The organism is Nocardia sp. JCM 34519.1 (assembly GCF_020361265.1).
Taxonomy (GTDB): Bacteria; Actinomycetota; Actinomycetes; order Mycobacteriales; family Mycobacteriaceae; genus Nocardia; species Nocardia arthritidis_A.
The window spans coordinates 181,919-202,162 of sequence record NZ_JAIRBR010000002.1 but is presented as its reverse complement, the minus strand read 5'-3'; the positions used below and the strand labels follow the sequence as shown (position 1 = coordinate 202,162).

Annotated in this window: 19 protein-coding genes; 12 read left to right on the top strand and 7 right to left on the bottom strand. The window is 66.7% G+C overall.

Annotation, left to right across the window (positions count from 1 at the left end):
* The first annotated feature begins 95 nt into the window (after window positions 1-95).
* The 3 genes from LGY53_RS07195 to LGY53_RS07185 all read left to right on the top strand — a co-directional run bounded on the left by LGY53_RS07195 (window position 96) and on the right by LGY53_RS07185 (window position 5,116).
* Window positions 96-515 carry a DUF5318 domain-containing protein gene (locus tag LGY53_RS07195; protein WP_167478752.1) on the top strand — a complete coding sequence of 140 codons (420 nt, stop codon included), beginning with the start codon at window positions 96-98 and terminating at the stop codon, window positions 513-515.
* Between the two features lie 210 nt (window positions 516-725).
* Window positions 726-3,371, top strand: coding sequence for a transglycosylase domain-containing protein (locus LGY53_RS07190; RefSeq protein WP_374111139.1), 2,646 nt, complete (start codon window positions 726-728; stop codon window positions 3,369-3,371).
* A 41-nt stretch (window positions 3,372-3,412) separates the two neighbouring features.
* Window positions 3,413-5,116 carry a glycosyltransferase family 87 protein gene (locus LGY53_RS07185; RefSeq protein ID WP_225726261.1) on the top strand — a complete coding sequence of 568 codons (1,704 nt, stop codon included), beginning with the start codon at window positions 3,413-3,415 and terminating at the stop codon, window positions 5,114-5,116.
* A gap of 12 nt (window positions 5,117-5,128) precedes the next feature.
* On the opposite strand, the gene LGY53_RS07180 is transcribed toward LGY53_RS07185, so the two are convergent.
* Together LGY53_RS07180 and LGY53_RS07175 are read right to left on the bottom strand one after the other, a co-directional pair.
* A complete protein-coding gene (locus LGY53_RS07180; protein WP_225725850.1) occupies window positions 5,129-5,533 on the bottom strand; it encodes a PIN domain-containing protein in 405 nt (134 codons plus the stop codon).
* Entirely contained in the window at window positions 5,518-5,772 is a 255-nt protein-coding gene (locus LGY53_RS07175) for a type II toxin-antitoxin system Phd/YefM family antitoxin (protein WP_225725849.1), read from the bottom strand. The genes LGY53_RS07180 and LGY53_RS07175 overlap by 16 nt, the downstream gene beginning before the upstream one ends.
* Before the next feature lie 173 nt (window positions 5,773-5,945).
* Between LGY53_RS07175 and LGY53_RS07170 the strand changes: the two genes are divergently transcribed.
* From LGY53_RS07170 to LGY53_RS07150, 5 genes are all read left to right on the top strand, one after another.
* Window positions 5,946-6,302, top strand: a complete 357-nt coding sequence (locus LGY53_RS07170; protein WP_225725848.1) for a nuclear transport factor 2 family protein — start codon at window positions 5,946-5,948, stop codon at window positions 6,300-6,302.
* Window positions 6,303-6,398: 96 nt separating this feature from the next.
* The gene (locus LGY53_RS07165) at window positions 6,399-6,815 is read left to right on the top strand and encodes a hypothetical protein (RefSeq protein WP_225725847.1); all 417 of its coding nucleotides are present in this window, start codon (window positions 6,399-6,401) and stop codon (window positions 6,813-6,815) included.
* 257 nt (window positions 6,816-7,072) lie between these two features.
* Window positions 7,073-8,431 (top strand): TerD family protein, encoded by a 1,359-nt coding sequence (locus LGY53_RS07160; RefSeq protein WP_225725846.1) that lies wholly within the window; start codon window positions 7,073-7,075, stop codon window positions 8,429-8,431.
* Between the two features lie 33 nt (window positions 8,432-8,464).
* Entirely contained in the window at window positions 8,465-10,033 is a 1,569-nt protein-coding gene (locus LGY53_RS07155) for a TerD family protein (RefSeq protein WP_225725845.1), read from the top strand.
* Window positions 10,034-10,087: 54 nt separating this feature from the next.
* Window positions 10,088-10,252 (top strand): hypothetical protein, encoded by a 165-nt coding sequence (locus LGY53_RS07150; RefSeq protein ID WP_225725844.1) that lies wholly within the window; start codon window positions 10,088-10,090, stop codon window positions 10,250-10,252.
* 18 nt (window positions 10,253-10,270) lie between these two features.
* Here the strand turns inward: LGY53_RS07150 and LGY53_RS07145 are convergent, their stop codons facing one another.
* From LGY53_RS07145 to LGY53_RS07130, 4 genes are read right to left on the bottom strand one after another with little or no spacing between them, the layout of a single operon-like run.
* Window positions 10,271-11,119 (bottom strand): HAD family hydrolase, encoded by an 849-nt coding sequence (locus LGY53_RS07145; protein WP_225725843.1) that lies wholly within the window; start codon window positions 11,117-11,119, stop codon window positions 10,271-10,273.
* Window positions 11,116-13,596 (bottom strand): phosphoribosyltransferase, encoded by a 2,481-nt coding sequence (locus tag LGY53_RS07140; RefSeq protein ID WP_225725842.1) that lies wholly within the window; start codon window positions 13,594-13,596, stop codon window positions 11,116-11,118. Before LGY53_RS07140 ends, LGY53_RS07145 begins: the two co-directional genes overlap by 4 nt.
* Entirely contained in the window at window positions 13,593-14,804 is a 1,212-nt protein-coding gene (locus tag LGY53_RS07135) for an HpcH/HpaI aldolase/citrate lyase family protein (RefSeq protein WP_374111138.1), read from the bottom strand. Before LGY53_RS07135 ends, LGY53_RS07140 begins: the two co-directional genes overlap by 4 nt.
* Window positions 14,805-14,814: 10 nt before the next feature.
* A complete protein-coding gene (locus tag LGY53_RS07130; protein WP_225725841.1) occupies window positions 14,815-15,939 on the bottom strand; it encodes a hypothetical protein in 1,125 nt (374 codons plus the stop codon).
* A 257-nt stretch (window positions 15,940-16,196) separates the two neighbouring features.
* On the opposite strand from LGY53_RS07130, the gene LGY53_RS07125 reads away from it, so the two are divergent.
* The 3 genes from LGY53_RS07125 (at window position 16,197) to LGY53_RS07115 (ending at window position 18,684) form a co-directional block, all read left to right on the top strand.
* Window positions 16,197-16,772, top strand: coding sequence for a TerD family protein (locus LGY53_RS07125; RefSeq protein WP_225725840.1), 576 nt, complete (start codon window positions 16,197-16,199; stop codon window positions 16,770-16,772).
* Between the two features lie 168 nt (window positions 16,773-16,940).
* The gene (locus LGY53_RS07120; RefSeq protein WP_225725839.1) at window positions 16,941-18,020 is read left to right on the top strand and encodes a DUF475 domain-containing protein; all 1,080 of its coding nucleotides are present in this window, start codon (window positions 16,941-16,943) and stop codon (window positions 18,018-18,020) included.
* A 40-nt stretch (window positions 18,021-18,060) separates the two neighbouring features.
* On the top strand, window positions 18,061-18,684 hold the full coding sequence (locus LGY53_RS07115; RefSeq protein WP_225725838.1) for a Tellurium resistance: 624 nt from the start codon (window positions 18,061-18,063) through the stop codon (window positions 18,682-18,684).
* 25 nt (window positions 18,685-18,709) lie between these two features.
* Here LGY53_RS07115 and LGY53_RS07110 read toward each other — a convergent pair whose 3' ends face one another.
* Window positions 18,710-19,624, bottom strand: a complete 915-nt coding sequence (locus tag LGY53_RS07110; RefSeq protein ID WP_225725837.1) for a DMT family transporter — start codon at window positions 19,622-19,624, stop codon at window positions 18,710-18,712.
* A 75-nt stretch (window positions 19,625-19,699) separates the two neighbouring features.
* On the opposite strand from LGY53_RS07110, the gene LGY53_RS07105 reads away from it, so the two are divergent.
* Complete coding sequence (locus tag LGY53_RS07105; protein WP_225725836.1) at window positions 19,700-20,242, top strand: ABATE domain-containing protein; 543 nt, start codon at window positions 19,700-19,702, stop codon at window positions 20,240-20,242.
* Window positions 20,243-20,244: the final 2 nt, after the last annotated feature.

Sequence of the window (20,244 nt, the reverse complement as noted above, 5' to 3'; positions counted from 1 at the left end):
GGATGCGATCACCCACTATATCGGAGCGATACATCCGAGAACAGCCCGACAAAGACCCGACGCGGTAGACAGCAGGCCCCGCTACTCTGGTTCTCGTGCGAATTCAGCGGCAAGTGGTGGACTACGCGCTCCGGCGCAGATCACTGCTGGCTGACGTCTACGCGGGCCGTGTCGATGTCGCCGAGGTGTGTGATGCCAACCCGTACCTGTTGCGGGCGGCGAAGTTCCACGGCCGGGGGAGCGAGGTCACCTGCCCCATCTGCCGGAAGGAACAGCTCACGCTCGTAAGCTGGGTCTACGGCGACGACCTCGGGCCGGTGGCCGGATCCGCTCGCACACCCGAGGAGCTGATGCGCCTCGCCGAGACTCGGGAAGAGTTCTCGGTCCATGTCGTCGAGGTATGCCGGACCTGCAGCTGGAATCATCTGGTGCAGTCCTATGTATTGGGATCCGCACCGGCGCCGACGCGCAGGCGCGGCGGATCCCGCACGAACCGGCGCACCGCCGCCGAATGATGCGCCTGGTCATCCCACGGATGACATGCGGAGCCGTCATGTGTCCGCAGCGGCTCCGGCCGCACCGCACGCAGACCGTTACGAGTTATGGAGACCTTGTCAGTGAATTCGCCCTACGAGACTTCCCCCTACGGCGATGAACCGCACGGCGGCCGTCCTCCGCGAAGCTCACAGCCAGGTCCCAATCCGCGGCCGGGTCCACCGCCCGGCATGCGCCCCGGCCCGCCGCCCGGCGGTTCGCGCCCTTTCGCCGGTGATCCGCGCGGACCACAGCCGCCGCGCAGGCCGGGCCCGCCCCTGCAGGGACGGCCGCCGCAGGGCCCCGGTCCACAGGGTCCGCGTCCGCAGTCGCAGAGCGGTCCACAGGGCCGCCCGCCGCAGGGACGTCCGCAGCCCGGCCCGCAGGGCACCCAGAAGATCGAACGCGGTTCGCTGAGCGAGGCCGTCAATCGGCGGTCCGGTCCGGCCACCGGCCCGCGCCCCGCGGCGGCGCGCCCCGGCACCGGAGAACGGCCCGCGGTGCGCCGCACCGAAAACGGCATGAACACCGGTGAGCGCAGGGCACAGAGCGGCCCGCCATCGGGTCCGCCGCCCCGGCGCGGGAACGGCGGGAGCGGCGGGAGCGGCGGCTCGGGCGGTCCGGGCAAGCGCGGTCCCGGACAGCAGAAGAAGAAGTCGGCGTGGCGCTGGGTCCGCCGGGTCTGCTATGTCGGCCTGGCATTCGTCCTGGTGGGTGTTGTCGCGGGCGTTGTCGCATATACAACTGTCGATATACCCCAGCCGGGTGACCTCAAAAACGATCAGGTGGCATCCATCTTCGCCTCCGACGGCACCACGGTCATCAGTAAAGTCGTTCCGCCGCAGGGGAATCGGAGCGAGGTCTCGATCGACCAGATCCCGCCGCACGTGCGCAACGCGGTGATCGCCGCCGAGGACCGGGACTTCTACACCAATCCGGGCTTCTCCGTCAGCGGCTTCATCCGCGCCGCCAGGGATAACGTGCTCGGCCGGGAAAGCGCGGGCGGTGGTTCCACCATCACCCAGCAGTACGTGAAGAACGCGGTGGTCGGTGACGAGCACTCGTACACCCGGAAACTGCGCGAGCTGATCATCTCCGCGAAGATGGCGAACAAGTGGAGTAAGGATCAGATCCTCGCGGCCTACCTCAACACCATCTTCTTCGGTCGCGGCGCCTACGGTATCGATGCCGCGTCCAAGGCCTACTTCAACAAGCCGGTGAACGAGCTGACGCTGCCCGAGGGCGCGGTGCTCGCCGCGCTCATCCGCCAGCCTTCCGTACTCGATCCGGAGAAGAATCCCGATCTGGCCAAGGAACGCTGGAACTACGTGCTCGACGGCATGGTGCAGAACGGCACGCTCTCGGCGGCCGATCGGCAGAAGCAGCAGTTCCCCCAGGTGGTGCCCATCGCGCAGACCAGGGACAAGGCGCTGGACACCGGCCCCGAGGGTCTGATCAAAAACCAAGTGCTGAAGGAACTCTCGGCCGCGGGCATCAGCGAACAGCAGCTCAACAAAGAGGGTTTGCAGATCACCACGACGATCGATCCGAAGGCGCAGCAGGCGGCCGTCGACGCCGTGCACAAGTACATGGAGGGCGAGAAGGACAACCTGCGCGCCGCCGCGGTGTCGGTGGATCCGCATACCGGCGCGGTGCGCGCCTACTTCGGCGGCGACGACGGCCAGGGCTGGGATTTCGCGAATGCCGGTCTGCAGCCGGGCTCCTCGTTCAAGGTGTTCGGCCTGGCCGAGAATCTGGCCGAGGGCAAACCGCTTTCGCAGATGTACGACAGCTCACCGCTGACCGTGAACGGCATCAAGATCACCAACGTCGAGGGTGAGCAGTGCGGTACCTGCACCATCGCCGAGGCGCTGAAGCGATCGCTGAACACCAGCTTCTACCGGATGGAGCTGGAGATGCAGAACGGTCCGGAGAAGATCGCGGCCATGGCGCACAAGTTGGGCATCCCGGAAACCATTCCGGGCCTGCCCACCCCGGGGAACAAGTCGCTCGTCGAAGCGGATGGCAGCCCGCCGAACAACGGCATCGTGCTCGGCCAGTACCAGGCCCGCCCGCTCGATATGGCCTCCGCCTACGCGACTTTGGCGGCCCGCGGCGTCTATCACGCTCCGCACTTCGTGCAGAAGGTGGTCAACGCCGACGGACAGGTCCTGCTCGACCGCGGTGAGGTCGCGGGTGAGAAGCGCATCGACCAGGTGGTCGCCGACAACGTCACCGACGCGATGAAGCCGATCGCCCAGTGGTCGCGCAACCACCAGCTGGCGGGCGGCCGCGAATCCGCGACCAAGACCGGTACCGCCCAGCTCAACGACACCGATGAGAACAAGGACGCCTGGATGGTCGGCTACACCCCGTCGCTGTCCACCGCGGTGTGGGTCGGCACCACCGACAACACCAAGCTGCGCAGCGTAACCGGCGCCATGATCTACGGTTCGGGCATTCCGTCGGATATCTGGAAGGCCACCATGGACGGCGCCCTCAAGGGCACGCCGAACGAGACCTTCCCGAAGCCGGGAGCGATCCAGGGCCAGGCGGGTGTGCCCGCGTTCACCGCGCCCTACACCCCGCCGTCCACCACCGAGCAGCCGATCCTGCCGCCGGTGATCAACCTGCCCCCGACCATCGATACGCCGTTCGGCCCGGTGCAAAACCCGTTCGCGCCACCGCAACAGCGGCAGAACCCGCAGCCGGAACCGCAACGCTCCCAATCGCACGAGCCCGATCCGGGCCCGCTGCCGGGCCAGCCGATCGCGCCACCGGACGGTGGGCAACCGACTGCGACGGGCGCACCGAAGCCATCCACCAGTAACCGGTAGCCTCGGATGACGTGACCGATCAGCAACTGGCGGATCAGCGGATGGATGGGGGCGTGCCGCGGGACGTCGTGTTGTCGGCGGATGGGCGGCGGTACGCCTCGCCGGGACCGTTGGCGGCGGATCTGCGGTCGGCCGATGCGCGAGATCGGCCGAGCCGCAACGATTCCGTGACGGCGCAGCTGAGCAACGTCATCGGCGGGCCGGTCGGCGAGCACGCGCTGATCGGGCGGGCCAGGTTCTGGACACCGATGCGGGTGCTGTTCCTGTTCACGGTGGTGTTCCTGGCCTTCGGCTGGTTCGGTAAGGCCGGCTGCATCCAGCAGACCAGCACGGGGAACGGCACTTTGACGCTCGACTGGAACAACGGGCGTCAATACACCGCCATGTGCTATTCGGACACCGTGCCGCTCTACGGTGCCGAGCGGTTGAACGAGGGCGCGTTCCCGTACAAGAAGAGCTGGGTCGAGAAGGACACGGACGGCACCGTCGAGACCAGGTACATGGAGTACCCGGTGCTTTCCGGTCTGTACCAATACTTTTCGATGCGGGTGGCCAAGGCGTGGGACGCGTCGCCGCTGCCGGGCGCGCTGCAGGTGGTCATCTATTTCAACGTGGTGGCCTTCGGGTTGGCGCTGGCCTGGCTGGTGACGGTCTGGGCGTCGGCGCTGCTGTCCGGGCGGCGGGTGTGGGATGCCGCGCTGGTCGCCTGCTCACCGCTGGTGATCGTGCACATCTTCACCAATTTCGACGCGCTGGCAACGGCTTTCGCCGCGACCGGCCTGCTCGCCTGGGCGCGCAGGCGGCCGCTGCTGGCCGGGGTGCTGCTCGGACTCGGCGGCGCGGCGAAGCTGTATCCGCTGCTGCTGCTCGGTCCGATCGTGGTGCTGTGCCTGCGCGCCGATCCGATGGAAGACACCTGGAACGCGAAACTCGCGCTGCGGCTTCGTGATATCGACAGCCTGGCCGCACTGCGGCAGTGGCTGCGTGAAACCCCTTACCGCACCGCGCTGCTCACTGCCCGCCCGCTGGGCGCCGCGCTGCTCACTGTCGGCGCGGCCGTGGCCACCTGGGTCGCGGTGAACCTGCCCATCGCCGTGCTCTACCGTCCCGGCTGGCAGGAGTTCTTCCGGCTCAACACCACCCGGCACGCCGATCCGGATTCGGTGTACAACGTCATCACCTCGTTCACCGGCTGGTCCGGCTTCGACGGCAACCTCACCCATGCCGAGCCGCCGACCATCCTGAACGTGGTGTCGCTGCTGGTCTTCCTCACCGCCTGCGCACTGATCGCCTATATCGGGCTCACCGCGCCGCGCCGTCCACGGCTGGCCCAGCTGGGCTTCCTGGTGGTCGCCGCCTTCCTGCTGACCAACAAGGTGTGGAGCCCGCAGTATTCGCTGTGGTTGGTGCCGCTGGCCGTACTCGCGCTGCCACACCGGCGAATCCTGTTGGCGTGGATGACGATCGACGCCCTGGTGTGGGTGCCGCGAATGTTCTACTACCTCGGCATCGACAAGAAGGGCCTGCCCGAGCAGTGGTTCACCGGCACCGTCGTCCTGCGCGACCTGGCGGTAATCGGCCTGTGCGCCCTGGTGGTCCGCCAGATCTACCGACCCGAGGAGGATCTGGTGCGCCGCGACTTCGTCGACGACCCGGTCGGCGGCATCGTCGACCGCGCCCCCGACCCCCAGCGCCCCTGGCTCCCGGAGCCCCTCCGCCCCAGGGAAACCTTCGCTCGCGCCTGAACCCGGCCGTCGCTACTGAGCGACCAGGCAGTTGACGCCAGGCAATGTTCCCAGGTCGGCCTTCTTGTCGGTGGTCACCACTGTGCGAGTCGTCGCCGCTGCCGTCGCACCGATTATGAGATCGTGTGCGCCCCTTGGTTTTCCAGCATTGCGAACATGGGCCATCATTCGCGCATGCTCCTTGGCGACATCGAGCGAATAGTCTTCGATCGGCGTTGCCGCCAAAAAGGCGTCCACAAAGGACTTCCGGGCACCCTGGTGTTTCACGTCCGCGAGTTCGACACCCAAATACAGCTCAGCCGCGGTAATCATCGCAATTGCCACATCGTCGTCCTGCAGCAGAACCCGTGACAGATCGAGCTTCTTCCGTTCCGCGGCGATGATCACGCAGGTGTCCAGAATCAGGCGTCGTCCCATTCCGCACTCACCTCATCGATCAACATTCCGCGGGCATCTTCGACATCCTCGCCAAACCCTTCGAGGGGTTCGTGCGTCTCGAACAGGGCAATCAAATCCGCACCGTTGGCTCGTGTCGCTGGAGCCAACAGCGCAATACGCCGACCTCCGCGAGTGATCGAGATCGTTTCACCGTGTTCGGCCTGGTCAAGCACCGCAGACAGGTTGCGGGCAACCTCGGTTGCGGTCATCACTTTCATAAAATCAGATTATCAGATTTCAATGCTCCGGCGACTGTCATCAACATACGTATAGCGCGGCGGAAAGTACTTATAGGCGACTGATTCGGGGCACCCCGGCGCGGAAATAACGTAGTTCCTGTCACCGAGACAGGGACACAAACCGCAGCTCAGAGGCCCGAAAGGATCTGAAAATGAACGAGATCGTCGCCCAGTACCTGGAAGCATGGAACACCACCGACGCCGCCGCCCGCCAGGCCGCCGTCGCCCGGGTGTTCACCGAGGACGCCAGCTACGTCGACCCGCTGATGGCCGTCAACGGGCATGCCGAGATCGACGCGGGCATCGCCGCCGCGCAGGCCCAGTTCCCCGGCCTGGTGTTCCGGCAGGCCGGTGCGGTCGACGGCCACCACGACCAGGTGCGCTTCACCTGGGAGCTGGGCCCGGCCGACGGCCCGGCCATCGTGGTCGGCTTCGATGTCGCCGTGCTCGAAAATGGCCGCATCGCAAAGGTTTACGGGTTCCTGGACAAGGTTCCCGCCGCCGCCTGACCGGCCCGGCGCAGCTCTGCGCCCTGGGCCGGGTTGTCCGGCAACGCAATCCGGCCCGCGGGCGCCCGATCCACTTCATCTTTCGAGGAATACGTCATGACCGCCACCACCGGCTACCTGTCCACCCTGCTCGCCCCCGGTCAGCAACTGCTCCGCCTTTCGCTGCGCCTCGACGCCGTCGTCACCACCGTCAACGGCCTCGCCTACCTGGCGCTGGCGAAGCCGCTGGAATCGTTGCTCGGCCTCGACGCCGGGATCGGCATCCCCGTCGGCATCTTCCTGACCATCTACGGCATCGCCGTCGCACTGACCAGCGCGCCTGCCACCATCAACCGCACCGCGGCCCGCGTGGTCGCCTCGGGTAACGCGGCATGGGTGGTGCTCTCCCTGGTGGCGCTCGGCGAGGGCGCGCTCGACGTCAACCTCGTCGGCGGCGTGTGGACCGTATTGCAGGCGATCACCGTCGGCGCGTTCGCCACACTGCAATTCCTCGGCGTGCGCCGCGCCCGGTGATCGGCCATCCACAAACGGAATACGCGCGAATGCGGCAACGGACCACGCTCCGGTGCCGCGTTCGCGCGTATTCCGGATCGCCGGCCGACCGCCATCCCGAATACCTGGAAACCGGGATGTTTGCCGAGGGCGCGGAACGGGAATCCAGCGAATTCTTCGGATACCGAACTGCGTAGCGCCGTCCCGACGAACCCTGTCGGTGACCTTTACGCGACGTAGAGTGGCAGTCGAACGCACCGACAAGCGAAGGGTCGAACTTGTCCGCAACACTCGTCAAGGGCCAGAACGGTCCGCTGACCGTATCCGACGTGGTGATCTCCGTTCAGTTGGCCGCGCCGGCCGATCTGTCCGCGCTGCTGGTCACCGAGCGGGGCAAGGTCCGATCCGATGCCGACTTCGTCTTCTACAACCAACCCACCGGCCCCGGTGTGAACCTGCTGCCCGCCGTCGCCGGGCAACCGACCTCGCTCGCGATATCGCTGAACTCGGTGCCGCCGGATATCGATCAGATCCGCGCCGTTGTCACCCTCGACGACAGCACCAGCAATTTCGGTCGTTTCCCCGCACCGGTCGCGCATGTGGCGAATTCGGTGGGCGAGGTGCTGTACGAATACCGGATCGAGGGTTTGACGAGCGAATCGATCGTCATCGCGCTGGAAGTGTATCGGCGGCAAGGCGGTTGGAAGGTGCGCGCGGTCGGGCAAGGCTACGCGGGCGGGTTCGCCGCGCTGGTCACCGATCACGGCGTGAAGGTCGACGAGGCGCCATCGCAGTCGGGATATCCCGCACAACCCGCACCGAGTTATCCGGCCCAGCAGGACTATCCGACCCAGCAGGCGCCCACCTATCCGCCGCCCGCGCCCGCTTATCCGCCGCAGGTGCCGCAATATGCCCCTGCCACCGGTTATCCGCCGCCCGCGCCCGGCTATCCGCCGCAGGCGCCTGGGTATCCGCCACAAGGGCAAGGCTATCCGCCGCAGGGACAGGGCTATCCGTCACAGGGGCAGCAGCGCCCCGGCGATCTCATCGGATCCCATCCGGTCAGCCTGACGAAGGGCCAGCAGGTCACCCTCCGCAAGGAGGGTGGCGCCGCGCTGAGCTTCGTCAAGATGGGCCTCGGCTGGGATCCCGTGCGCACCAAGATGTTCAGCAATCGCACCGTCGATATCGATCTCGACGCGTCGGTGGTGATGTTCGCCGATATGAACCTGGTCGATGTCTGCTACTACGGCCAGCTGACCTCCAAGGACGGCTCGATCCGGCATCAGGGCGACAACCTGACCGGTGAGGGCGAGGGCGACGACGAGACGATCCTCGTCGATCTCACCCGCGTTTCGGCACACGTCAACACGCTGCTGTTCATCGTCACCTCCTACAAGGGGCACACCTTCGAACAGGTGCAGAACGCCTACTGCCGCATGGTCGACGGCGTCACCAACGCCGAGTTGGCCAGGTATTCGCTGGCGGGCGGTATGCCGTTCACCGCCATCGCGATGTCGAAGGTCTACCGGGTCGGCAACGACTGGAAGCTGCAGGCGCTCGGCGAGGGTTTCCACGCCAAACATCCGGGCGAGGCGGTGCCCCAGCTCGGGCGGTTCCTCGGCTCCGGCCGCTGAGCACACCGGGTACGAAAACGGGGGATCAGCAAGATGATTCAGCTCGCGGCGGGCCAGAACACCCGGCTCACCGCCGATACGCTCCGATTCAGCGCGAAAGCCGATGTGTCGCTGGATGTTTCGGCGCTGGTGGTGGCGCCGAACTTCCAGGTGTTCGACTCCGACGATTTCATCTTCTACAACCAGCCGGAGGCGGCGGGAGTGCGTCTCACCGATGACGGCATAGTCGTCCGGTTGAGCGAGATCCGGACGGATGCCCAGGCGGTGTTGCTGGTGGTGAGCGTCGATCCGGACGCACCCCAGCGCGAATACGGGCTCGGCACCATCACCGCGACCCTGGCCGAAAAGGATTCGGTGCTCGCGGAATTCGTCACCACACCCGCCTTCGGGGAAACGGCGCTGATCTGCCTGGAGGTATACCGCCGCGGGGACGAATGGAAGCTGCGCGCCGTCGGGCAGGGGTATTCCGGCGGGTTGGCGGTGCTGCTCACCGCGCACGGCGTGGAGGTCGAGGACGCGTCGGGTCAGCCGACCGGTGGTGAATACATCGGCGTGACAACGCATTCCGAGTCACAGGTGCTGACGGCGCCGAATTCGTCGTTCGAGGTCGACCACGGCCTGGAGCGGCTGTGGATGATCTTCGAGGACGCGGCCCGCTCCGCCGCCGCCCTGGTCTCGGCCCGCGACTTCGCCGAACGCAGGCTCGACGACGAATTGTCCGCGGCGGTGGCCGATCCCGCCGTCAGGAACTCCCCGGCCGTGGCGACCGCCAGGCAGGCGGCGCAACAGCGCTGCGACGAGCTCATCGTCCTCGCCGAACGCAACCATCTCACCGACAGCCACCAGCTGATGCGCGAGCTCGCCGCCGCCGATCGAATCCTGCCGCCCGCCTTGGCATCCTGGGACGCACCGACCTGGGACGGACCGCACGCCGCGGCCGACGGCATCCGGCTCGGCGAGCTCTACGCACCGGACCGGGGACAGCTGCGGGTGCCCTACTGCGTGCCGGTACCACTCACCCGTCCGCTGTGGATCGACAGCGAATCCTCCGCCGCGGTCGCGCCCGTGGTCGGCGCGCTGCTGGCCCGATTGCTCGCCGCGACGCCGGATCGGCGCACGCTGCTCGACATCGTCGACCTGAGCCGCGCCTTCACCGGTCTCACCGAATTACTCGCCCCGGCGCTGAACGGCCCGCCGATAACCGAATTCGGCGATATCTCGCCCCGGTTGCAGGCGCTGGCCGACGCCGCCGAACTCGCCGAATTGGCCTACACCAGCGGCGGCTTCACCCCGCCGATGGATCATCGGGTGCTGCTGCTCGCCGATTTCCCGCACGGTTACGTGTCATCGGATATCCGCCGATTCGCCGGACTGATGGTCCGCGGCGAGCTGATCGGGTTGTCCACCATCATCATCGGCCCCGACGAATCCGATTCCGACGACGCGACATTGGCCGGGCTCGCCCGATCCTGCCGGCACCTGCCGACCACCGGTGCCACCCCGCTTTTCGATCCGTGGACCGGCAGCCCGTGGCTGCTCGACCTGGATATTCTGCCCCGCGAACCGGGTCGTCAAGCGAAGCTGTTGCGCCACAATCACTGACCGCGCCGGAAAAATCAGTGGAACCGGCCGGTACGGTCGCCGTAGCCTGCGGCTATGAGTATCGAAACAAATGCGGGAGCCGGGGTGAGCCGCGACCTCGCCGCCGAGCGATGTCCGAAATGCGGTGTGAAAATGCGGTTCGGTGACGAACCATGCCCGCGCTGTGCGGGTCGGGGCGATCTGCTCATCGAGCGCCCCGCCATCTGGTTCGTGCGCTGAACGAACCGAAAGTTGTTGTCAGTCAGTGAGTTCAGGGGAGGCAGCGATGAACCAGTCGACGATTTCCGCACCGGCGAGGATGCCGGTGGCCCTGGTGACGGTCAGGTTGGGATGAGTCCAGTTGAGCTGTTCGAGCTCGCCGTGGCGCGGGCGGATGGCAGCGTCGGCCGTGCGCAGCATGGCGGCATCGAGCGCGCCGTCGCCGGCGGCGAAAGTTCTTGCGTCATTATCTAATTCGCCGTTCTCCCGAAGGCGGCGGCGCACCTCGGCCACCGCGCGGCTCTTGCACACGGCATCGGGCATCGTATAGATCTTGCGCCCCTGCTGGGACGCGGACCAACCACGCGCCCGGCACCACGAATCCCATTCCGCGAGAAAACCTTCCGGAACCGCCCTGGGTTTGACCGCCAGATAGCAGAAGAGCTGGTCGGCGACCCGGAATTTATCCACCCACGAATCATCGATGCGGTCCGCGAGCGCCGCGGTGACCTCGGTGAGCGTCGCGCCGCCCGCCCGCACCAGCGCATCGATACCGCCCCGCCAGCGCCGATCCGGCACACCGTCCACCAGGATATTGCCGCCGTTGCTGGTGATCGCGTACCGCCAAGGCGCACCCGGCAATTGGATTCGATCGAACTGCTTGATGGTGCGGGTGGTCGCGGGTACGACGGCCGCCGATACGGTCAACGCCTGCATCCGCAGCGCGGCCGCGGTGGTCATGAACGACAGCGGCGAGCCGTCCAGCTGTTCCACGCAGACGGTCGGCACGTCGGTCGCGGTGTCGAAGGCATTGCGCGAGTAGATCATCGTCCGGTCCAGGTCGGTGGCCACCAGCGCATGTCTTCGGCGCCTGCGGAATTGGATCATCCGCGCACATCCCTGATCAGCCCCATACAGGAATAGGCCAGCTCCGGCACCACCTCGACCGGCACGCCGCGGGCCGCGGCGAGCAGGCGGATATGCGCATGCTCCGGTGCGTCCGCCGACCGGACCAGCACCCGCCACGGCACCCGGCGCAGCAGCACCCGAGTGGTCTCGCCGACGCCCGGCTTCACGAAATTCACTCCGGCGATGCCGTATTCGGCGCGCACCCGCTCCACCGAGGCCCAGCCGGACCAGGTCGGGGTGCGATCGGTGGCGCGCACCGCGGCGACGGCCGCGGCCACCCGCGGCCGCACGGTGTCGAAGGCGGCCGTCACCGTGTCGAGCAGGTGGGCGGACACATCGGCGGCGGCCAGTTCCCGGTAGAACTTCGCGCCGTGGAAATCTCGCGGCCCGATGAGCTCGGTGTTCAACACGGTCCGCGAAACAAGGCCGGAGACGGTCGAATTCAGGCAGGCCGAGGCGATCAGGAAATCGTCGCGGGTGCCGAAGGTGCGCACACAGTGGCCCGGGTCGGCGAGCACCGCGAGTTCGGCGACGAATCGCGCGCCGCCCGCGGCGTGATAGGCGTCGAGCGCGGCGGTGAGCTCGCGGGCGATCGCACCCTTGCCGGTCCAGCCGTCGACGAATACCACCGATGCCGGATCATGGTTCCCGGCAAGATAATCCAGTGCCACCGCATCGATGCCGCGATCACGCACGATCGAGACGGCGTAGTGCGGTACGGTCACGCCGCGTCCGAAGGCCAGCCAGCGCCGCATCAGAATGCCGACCGGCGTACCGGCCCTGGCCAGCGACGCCAGCACGATATCCGAACCGCGTTCGGCGACAACGAGTTCCGCCACGATCGCGACCGCGAGCGCCAACCGCTCCGCACTCGCCGCGAGCACCTTCTCGAACAACTCGCGATAGTCGGCATCCGGCTGATATTCGATCGGCAGCGACTCCGCGTAATGCGCGGTACCCGCCTGGATGCGTTTCTCCCGCTCGGCGATATCGGCCTCGAGGTCGGCCTGCGACAGATCGGTCAGCAGCCAGGAGACCTCGTCCGCCGCATACGATCCGAAGTCCGGGCCGTGCAGCGGACGGGGCAGCTGTCGGATGGCGCGCAGTTCCCGCGGATCGGCGACGGGCAGCACCGCCAGCAGAACATCGGATCCGGCGGCGGTCAGTACATCGATCAATCCGCCATCGGCCGTCAGCGCCTCGGTGTCGGCGGGCGCGTCGATCACGACGAGTATGAGCGGATCCTGTTGTAGCGCCGATATATTCGTTGCGGGTGCACTCGAGCCAGACGCATGGGCATCGGGCGAACGCGTGCCGACCGCAGCCGGTTCGAGCGAACTCGGGTTGGCCGCATCCAGTTCGTCCGGCCACTGCGCGTTGTACAGATAGCGCGGCTGATCCTCACCCGGTTCGGGAGCCGTGAAACGAAAGCCGCGGCGCAGCGGATAGCCGGGCTCGTCCAGAACGTAAGCCGGTGAGCGAGTTGTCGTTTGGAAGCGCGTCGGCGTACCGGACTCGGCCAGTCCGGCGGCCAGCCGCAGCGGAAGATACATCAGTTCTTCATGTCCGAGCACGATCACGGGCCTGCCGGGTTCGACGCGCGCTCGCAGCACGTCGGTCGCCGCGGCCACGGCCGAATCGAAGGCCGCGCCATCGGAATCCAGGAACCCGTGCCTACCGCCCTCCGGAACCGATGCGGGCCAAGGCAATTCAACCCGGTCGACGGAGCCGCGCGACGGCGCGACCGGATTCAGCGACGGCTCGGGCAGCCGCGCGACCGCGGTGATCAGATCGTCCGGCACCACCGTGCGCCCCGACGCCAGGCATACCGTATCGATGCGCGCCCCGAGTTCGATCGCCGCGGATTCGAATGCGGCTCGATGCGCGTCCGTCCGCATATCGACGAGCGATGCGAGCACGTAATGCGACCGCGGCGCGAACTCGTGCAACGCCCGTATCGCGTCGATGGCCGTCGCACCCGTCGAGATCTCGTCGTCCACCAATACCAGCGGCAGGTCGTTGACGAAGATGTCCGCGGGCGCCGGCTGTAGTAGATGGGAGGTGGCATGCGAATGTCCCTCCTCGAATCCGGTCAGCGTCTCGGCCGTCGGGACCGCGCGCCTGGTCGAATGCAGATAGCAGCGCGCCCCGATCCCGGCCGCCACACAGTGGCCGAGACCCGTTGCGGTTTCGGCGAATCCGAGCACCACGGCGTCTCGGTCGCCCAGTGCCGCGCGGACCAGATCGCCCAGCCGATGCCCGGCGTCGAGTACGCGGCGCGGGTCGGTGGGCAGGTGTTTGCCGAGCACCGTCGAGACCAGCAGATGAGCCCGCCGCGGATTGCGCCGCAGACCCGGCTGGATCAGCTCGTCGACCGTTTGCCCGGCACGCTCCGGCCCACGCCGTAGTTCGAGTCCCAGAATCCTTGTGGCCCATGGGATTTCGGAAGCCGTCATACGGTCACCATGGCGGTCAGCAGGTCGACGAACGACACACCCTTGTTCGCGACCCCGAAAACCCGCGCCCGCAACAGCGTCTGCCGCGCCCAATTCCGGTGCGGCTTCATCTCGTTCATCTTGTTCCGGTATGCCGAGGCGGCCACCCCGCCGACCTCCTCGCACATGATGTGCGAGGCGTCGGAGTATTCCTCGTGCGTCACCACCGAAAGCGCGTGCACCGCGGCGACGTGTGCGGGATGGATCACCGTCTTGCCCTGAATCCCGTTGGCGCGGTCCAGCGTTATCTCGCGCAGCAGCCCATCCAGGTCGCGGCTCACCAGGTACTGGCGGAACGGCACCGCATCGGATTCGGCGAACGGCGCGGTGCGCAGCAGCGGGCGGAACATCCGTTCGTGGTCGGCGAAGTACTCCCACACCGGCCCGGTGATCACGAAACCCGTTCCGTCCGCGCGCCCGAGGTAGTTCACGATATCGGCGATCACGTCCGCGACCACCCGCACGTCATAGATGGTGAGGTCGCGATCGCGACGAATTCCGAAGGTGGAGCACATATCGGTGGCGCCGACGCGCACCGCGAGCACCCTTTCCCGATGTTCGTCGAGTAGCCGGGCGATCCGGCCGAGTTCGCGATCCCTGGTCTGGCGATGTACCAGCTCCGCCGATTCGAGCACCGGCATGCCGAATACCGGGCGCTCCAGGATTTCGCGCGCTTTATCCAGCGCGGCAAGGTATTCCGGGCCCGAGGCGGCCGTGAATTTCGGAAAGACGAAGCCGGTGAGCACCCGCGCGCCCGCGCCGAGCTGTCCGGCGATCTCGACCACCGATGCCGCGTCGCGCACCCGGACGAACAGCAGCGGATTCGGATCGACGCCGCCGGCAAGCACATTCAGCGTTTCCACGGCCAGATGCTCGGCCAGCTCCAACTCGTCGTCGGCGACGGCGTCCTCCAGATCGATCACCATCGAGCACACGCCCCGCGCGGCCCGCCGCTGAATGGTCCGCACCAGATCGGGCCGGGTGGCCGGGGCATAGAGTGTCGCGCCGAGCGCGACGGCCAGCAGTTCTCGATCGGCGCTGCCGCCGAATGGTTCCGGCTGCCGATAGAACAGCTCACGCAGTCGCGGACCCTCGACCTGTTGAAAATGCCGCAGCGGAAACCGTTTCCGCAGGGATACCGTCGGCCGGACGGCGAAACCCGCGGTCACCGGTTGACTCTCATACTTCTCGTGGTCCTGCTTGCTTTCTGATTCGGTCGACAACGCCCGCGACGAATTCGGCGACGGCGTCGAGTTCGGTCACATACGCCCAGTAGTCGGGGTGGCGCCCGGTCAGCGACTCGGTGATCCGGTCGATCCTGGCGGACTGTGCGTCGAGTACCGAACCCCATTCGGCGGTGAGCCCGCGACCCACCGCGAGCATCTGCGCGTCGCGCAGCCGGAATCGTGTGGCCTTGGCTTTCTCCTGTGGATTTTCGCGAACCTCCCGCAACAGGGTGAGCCGCTTGGTGACGGCGTCGACCAATCGGTCGGCTTCGGCGAGGTGATCGCGAGCGGCAGTGGTCAGATCAAGGGCGAGCTCCGGGTTGTCGTCGGTCAGTGCCGCGCGAGCCCGGCCGAGCGCGGAGTCCGCGGCGTCGATGGCCCGCTGGCTTTCACGCCCATTGTTAGCCAGATCCGCGGAACTCGCAGCATTGAATTCGCGCAGCAGACCCGAATACGCCGGATCGAGCCGCTCGGCCCTGGTGCGAACGGCGGCGAGCCGGGTGGTCGCCGAGGCGATCGCGGTGGTTGCCGCGCCGCGCCGAGATGGGGCCTGCGCCAACGCATCCGACAGCTCCTTCGCCGCCGCCGCCAACCGGTTCGCGGCCTCGCGCCGCGCGTTGACATCACCCTGCGCACCCGCGGCCTCCAATGTGAGCAGAGCCTCATCCACAGCCGCGGCGTGTTCGCGCACAGAGGGATATTCCGCGTACTCGGATTCGGCCGCCTGCCGCCGCGCCCGCGCCGCGTCGGCGGTCACCTGCTGCACCAGCTGCGGTACCGCGCCGAGCACGGAGACGGCGTGTTCCAGTGCGCCCTGGTTGCCGCGATAGAACTCGTCCACCCCTCTTGCCGCATCGGCGAGCTGCCGCAGCACCGCGTCCACCTTGGCCTGGCCCTGGTTCACCGGGATCTCATCGCGCTCGGCGGCGTCCAGTTCCTCGGTCAGCGCGAGATACGCACCCGCCGCGGCATAGCACCTGGCCCGCACCGCATCCCAGCGCGCGCCGAGCCGCCGCTCCGGAAAGACCTGATCGGCCGCGACCGTCGCCGCCTCGGCCACACTCTGCCGCTTGTCCATATCCAGGAAAGCTGCCGTCAGCGGCGGCCGGACCTGTTGAAACCACTCGGTGTTCCCGGAGGATCGGAACCACCCACGCCTACGGCCTGCCACGAAACCGATCGTAGGAGATCCGAGGCGGCCAGGACCGTTACGCGGTCAGCCGGATGTCCGGTGGGAGCCAATCGCCGCGGAAGCTATTACTGTCGTAAGGCGTACCCGGCGTTTCGGACATTGCTGGGGAACCGAGCAGGCAGAACGATTGGAAGGATCCCCGCATGGGCGTCAGTTTGTCGAAGGGCGGCAATGTCTCGCTGACCAAGGCAGCGCCGAATCTGACCGCGGTTTCGGTCGGTCTGGGGTGGGATGTCCGCACCACGACCGGCACCGATTTCGACCTGGACGCGAGCGCCATCGCAACCGGCGCGGACAAGAAGGTGCTCTCGGACAAGCACTTCGTGTTCTTCAACAACCTCCGCTCCCCGGAGGGCACCATCGAGCACACCGGCGACAACCTGACCGGCGAGGGCGAGGGTGACGACGAGACCATCAACATCGACCTGGCCAACACCCCGCCGAATATCGAGTCGATCGTCTTCCCGGTGTCGATCTACGACGCCGACGCCCGCGGACAGTCCTTCGGCCAGGTGCGCAACGCCTACATCCGCGTTGTCGATCGCAGCAGCGGCGCGGAGCTGGCCCGCTACGACCTGACCGAGGACGCCTCCACCGAGACCGCGATGGTCTTCGGCGAGCTGTACCGCAACGGCGCCGAGTGGAAGTTCCGGGCCATCGGTCAGGGCTACGCCTCCGGCCTGGCCGGCATCGCGCGCGACTACGGCGTCAACGTCTAACGCGCGCAACGGCATTGGTCTAGGGGCCCCGACAGTGGGCCCCTAGACGCGCGTTCGGGCTGGTCAATGCGCTAGCGCGCAGTGTTGGACATCCGGCGGTTCAGCGGTCACGCTGATTTCGACTCCCCGCCTTCCGATTCCGCTGAACCGATAATGAAAGGTCCCCGCGTGGTACTGCGTATTTTCGGCCTCTCCGCCGTCGTGACGGTGATCTCGCTGATCGCGGCACTCATCTACGGCGGGCCTACCGCCCTCGCGCTCTGTGCCATCCTCGGCGTGCTCGAGGTGTCACTATCCTTCGACAACGCCGTCATCAACGCCACCGTGCTGGAGCGGATGAGCGAGTTCTGGCAGAAGATCTTCCTCACCGTCGGCGTCGTGATCGCCGTATTCGGCATGCGGCTGCTGTTCCCGCTGGCCATCGTGTGGATCACCGCCAAACTCAACCCGATTCGCGCATTCGACCTGGCGCTGAACCCGCCCACCGATGGCAGCAAGACCTACGAGCAGCTGCTCACCGACGCGCATCCGCAGATCGCCGCGTTCGGCGGCATGTTCCTGGCGATGCTGTTCCTGAACTTCATCTTCGAGGAACGGGAGATCACCTGGCTCAGCTGGCTGGAGAGGCCGCTGGCCCGGGCGGGCAAGCTGGATATGCTCGCGGTGGCGGTGGCGGGTACCGGGCTGCTGCTCACCGCGGAATTCGTTGCCTCCGACGCGAATCGGTCGACGGTGCTGATCGCGGGGCTGCTCGGCATGGTCTCCTACATCGTGATCGACGGACTCGGCTCGTTCTTCCACACCGACGAGGAGGGCGAGGGCGGACCGACGAAGCTGGTGAAGGCCAGCGGCAAGGCCGCGTTCTTCCTCTTCCTGTACCTGGAGGTGCTCGACGCCTCGTTCTCCTTCGACGGCGTGATCGGCGCGTTCGCCATCACCTCCGACCCGATCATCATCGCGCTCGGCCTCGGCCTCATCGGCGCCATGTTCGTGCGGTCGATCACGGTGTTCCTGGTGCGCAAGGGCACGCTGTCGGAGTACGTCTACCTGGAGCACGGCGCGCACTGGGCCATCGGCGCGCTGGCGTTCATCCTGTTCCTCTCGATCGGCGTGCACATCAACGAGATCGTCACCGGTCTGGTCGGTGTCGGATTCATCGGCGCCGCGTTCATCACGAGCATCATTCGCAACCGCCGCGCGGATGCCCGCGACGTCGATGCCGAACGGGAACCGACGCCGGTAGGCTGATTTCGCGGCCGAGCATTCGAAATTGACGAGGGGGATCGCGATGACGACCAACAATCCGGGTGGGGTGAACCTATCCAAGGTGACGCTCACCAAGGCGACGCCGAGCATCAGCCTCACCAAACCCGGTGACCAGCACGGAATCATGCGGGTGAACCTGAATTGGACGACGGGCGCGCGACGCGGGCTGTTCAAGCGGTCGAACCCCATCGATCTCGATCTCGGCTGCCTGTATGAATTGTCCAGTGGCAAAAAGGGTGTCGTGCAGGCGCTGGGCAACAGCTTCGGCACCCTGGATGGCGAGCCCTATATCCGGCTCGACGGCGACGACCGCAGCGGCAGCGCGGCCGGCGGCGAGAACATGCACATCAATCTCGAGCGGCCCGAGCTGTTCCGGCGGATCCTGATCTTCGCGTTCATCTACGAGGGCGTGCCGAACTGGGCCGCCGCCGACGGCGTCGTGACCCTGTTCCCGACCTCGGGTCCGCAGATCGAGGTCCGGCTCGACTCCCCGGTGGACGGCGCTCGCTCGTGTGCCATTGCCCTGCTACAGAATCAGGGCAATGGCATCACGGTGCACCGCGAGGTGAATTACATCAACGGTGCGCAGCGGGAGATCGATAAGGCATACAACTGGGGGATGGATTGGAAGAGCGGCCGTAAGTAGGCCGTTCGTTCCTGCTGGTTGCGTTTCAGCGAACCGCAAGCACTGCGGCGGGGCCAGGTTGCCGCACCGGCTCGACGCTCGGCTCGGTGCTCGGCTTGCGCGAGGCGAACACCATGCCCGCCAGACCGATCGCGAGCCCGGCAATTGTCAAGGGACGCAGCGGTTGGCCGACGATCAGCCAGGCCGCGACGGCCGTGGTCGCGGGCGTGACGAATAGCAACCGGCTCACCCGGGTGGCGTCCATGCGCCGCAGCATCCAGAAGTAGAGCAGGAATGCGGCGATCGAATTGAGCAGCACCATCCAGGCGATCGCGCCGGTGAACCGGACCACGTCATAGACGTGCAATTGTCCGGTGGCCCAAGCGATTATCCCGGCGACGGGGGCGCTGACGAGCAAGTGCACCGAGGTCGCCGCCTTCGGATCCACCCCGGATACGTAGCGCTTCTGATAGATGGTGCCCAGGCTCAGGCCGAGCAATCCGGTCACGCAAAGCAGCAGTCCCGCAAGGGAAAACGAGGTCTTGTCCAGTACCGCGAGCGCGACGCCGACGCCACCGATCGCGAATCCGAACCACTGCCGCGGCGTGATGGATTCGCCGAGGAATCCGGCGAACAATGCGATCACCACCGGGCTCAGTCCCTGGATCAGCGCGATGACCGCACCGGGCACGTGCTGGCCCATCGCCGAGTAGAAGCCGCCGAACTGCGCGATCTGCAGCAGTAATCCGGCAACGATCACATGCCCGAGTTCTCGTCCGCGCGGCCATTTCACCCGTACAAGCATCGAATAGGCGGCCAGTAGTACGCCCGCGATACCGAAGCGGGCGAACAGCACCGTCATCGAGGGCGCCGCGCCGACACCGATGATCCCGGCGATGAAAGCACTGCTCCACATGAGCACGAACAACGGTTGGACACCCGCCGCGAAATAGGTCTTCACGATCTTCCCTCCAAGTAACCCCTCAAGGTGGTTACACCTTCACACGATCCGCGCTAACCTGTCAAGGTGGTTACTATGGAGCTCATGCACACCTTCGTCAGTGGGAACCTCGCCCTCGACTTCGCGGGGACGGTTCGGGGCCGCACCACCTACAACGAGGACACGCTCACCGATCCGGCCGCATTCGGCCGGTGGACGGTCGCGGCGTCGGTGCTGGACCAGGCGCCGGACTGCGACGCGCCAACGCTGGACCGGGCGATCCGGGTACGCGAGGCGAGCTATCGGCTCGCGCTCGCCGCCATCCGTGGCACCGCGGCCGACGACGCCGACCGCGCCGTGCTCAACGCGGCCGCAGGCGAATTGCCTACGCTCACTTTGCAATCCGACGGCACACTGACCAGATCCGGCGATGCGAACGCGGCCATCTCCGCCATCGCGCGGGCCGCGCTCGAACTGCTCGGCACCGATCAGCGCCACCGGATCAAGGAATGCGGCCGGGCCGAATGCACTCGGCTGTATGTCGATACCTCGCGCGGCGGTTCCCGGCGCTGGTGCGATATGACCGGCTGCGGTAATCGCGCCAAGAGCGCCGCCTTCCGCGCCCGGCACGCGGACTGAGG

Excerpts from the sequence above, each read along its gene's own strand:
- LGY53_RS07190 (WP_374111139.1), top strand. The coding sequence starts at position 726 with ATGCGCCCCGGCCCGCCGCCCGGCGGTTCGCGCCCTTTCGCCGGTGAT.
- LGY53_RS07185 (WP_225726261.1), top strand. The coding sequence starts at position 3,413 with ATGGATGGGGGCGTGCCGCGGGACGTCGTGTTGTCGGCGGATGGGCGG.
- LGY53_RS07180 (WP_225725850.1), bottom strand. The coding sequence starts at position 5,533 with ATGGGACGACGCCTGATTCTGGACACCTGCGTGATCATCGCCGCGGAA.
- LGY53_RS07175 (WP_225725849.1), bottom strand. The coding sequence starts at position 5,772 with ATGAAAGTGATGACCGCAACCGAGGTTGCCCGCAACCTGTCTGCGGTG.
- LGY53_RS07170 (WP_225725848.1), top strand. The coding sequence starts at position 5,946 with ATGAACGAGATCGTCGCCCAGTACCTGGAAGCATGGAACACCACCGAC.
- LGY53_RS07165 (WP_225725847.1), top strand. The coding sequence starts at position 6,399 with ATGACCGCCACCACCGGCTACCTGTCCACCCTGCTCGCCCCCGGTCAG.
- LGY53_RS07155 (WP_225725845.1), top strand. The coding sequence starts at position 8,465 with ATGATTCAGCTCGCGGCGGGCCAGAACACCCGGCTCACCGCCGATACG.
- LGY53_RS07150 (WP_225725844.1), top strand. The coding sequence starts at position 10,088 with ATGAGTATCGAAACAAATGCGGGAGCCGGGGTGAGCCGCGACCTCGCC.
- LGY53_RS07145 (WP_225725843.1), bottom strand. The coding sequence starts at position 11,119 with ATGATCCAATTCCGCAGGCGCCGAAGACATGCGCTGGTGGCCACCGAC.
- LGY53_RS07140 (WP_225725842.1), bottom strand. The coding sequence starts at position 13,596 with ATGACGGCTTCCGAAATCCCATGGGCCACAAGGATTCTGGGACTCGAA.
- LGY53_RS07130 (WP_225725841.1), bottom strand. The coding sequence starts at position 15,939 with ATGGACAAGCGGCAGAGTGTGGCCGAGGCGGCGACGGTCGCGGCCGAT.
- LGY53_RS07125 (WP_225725840.1), top strand. The coding sequence starts at position 16,197 with ATGGGCGTCAGTTTGTCGAAGGGCGGCAATGTCTCGCTGACCAAGGCA.
- LGY53_RS07115 (WP_225725838.1), top strand. The coding sequence starts at position 18,061 with ATGACGACCAACAATCCGGGTGGGGTGAACCTATCCAAGGTGACGCTC.
- LGY53_RS07105 (WP_225725836.1), top strand. The coding sequence starts at position 19,700 with ATGGAGCTCATGCACACCTTCGTCAGTGGGAACCTCGCCCTCGACTTC.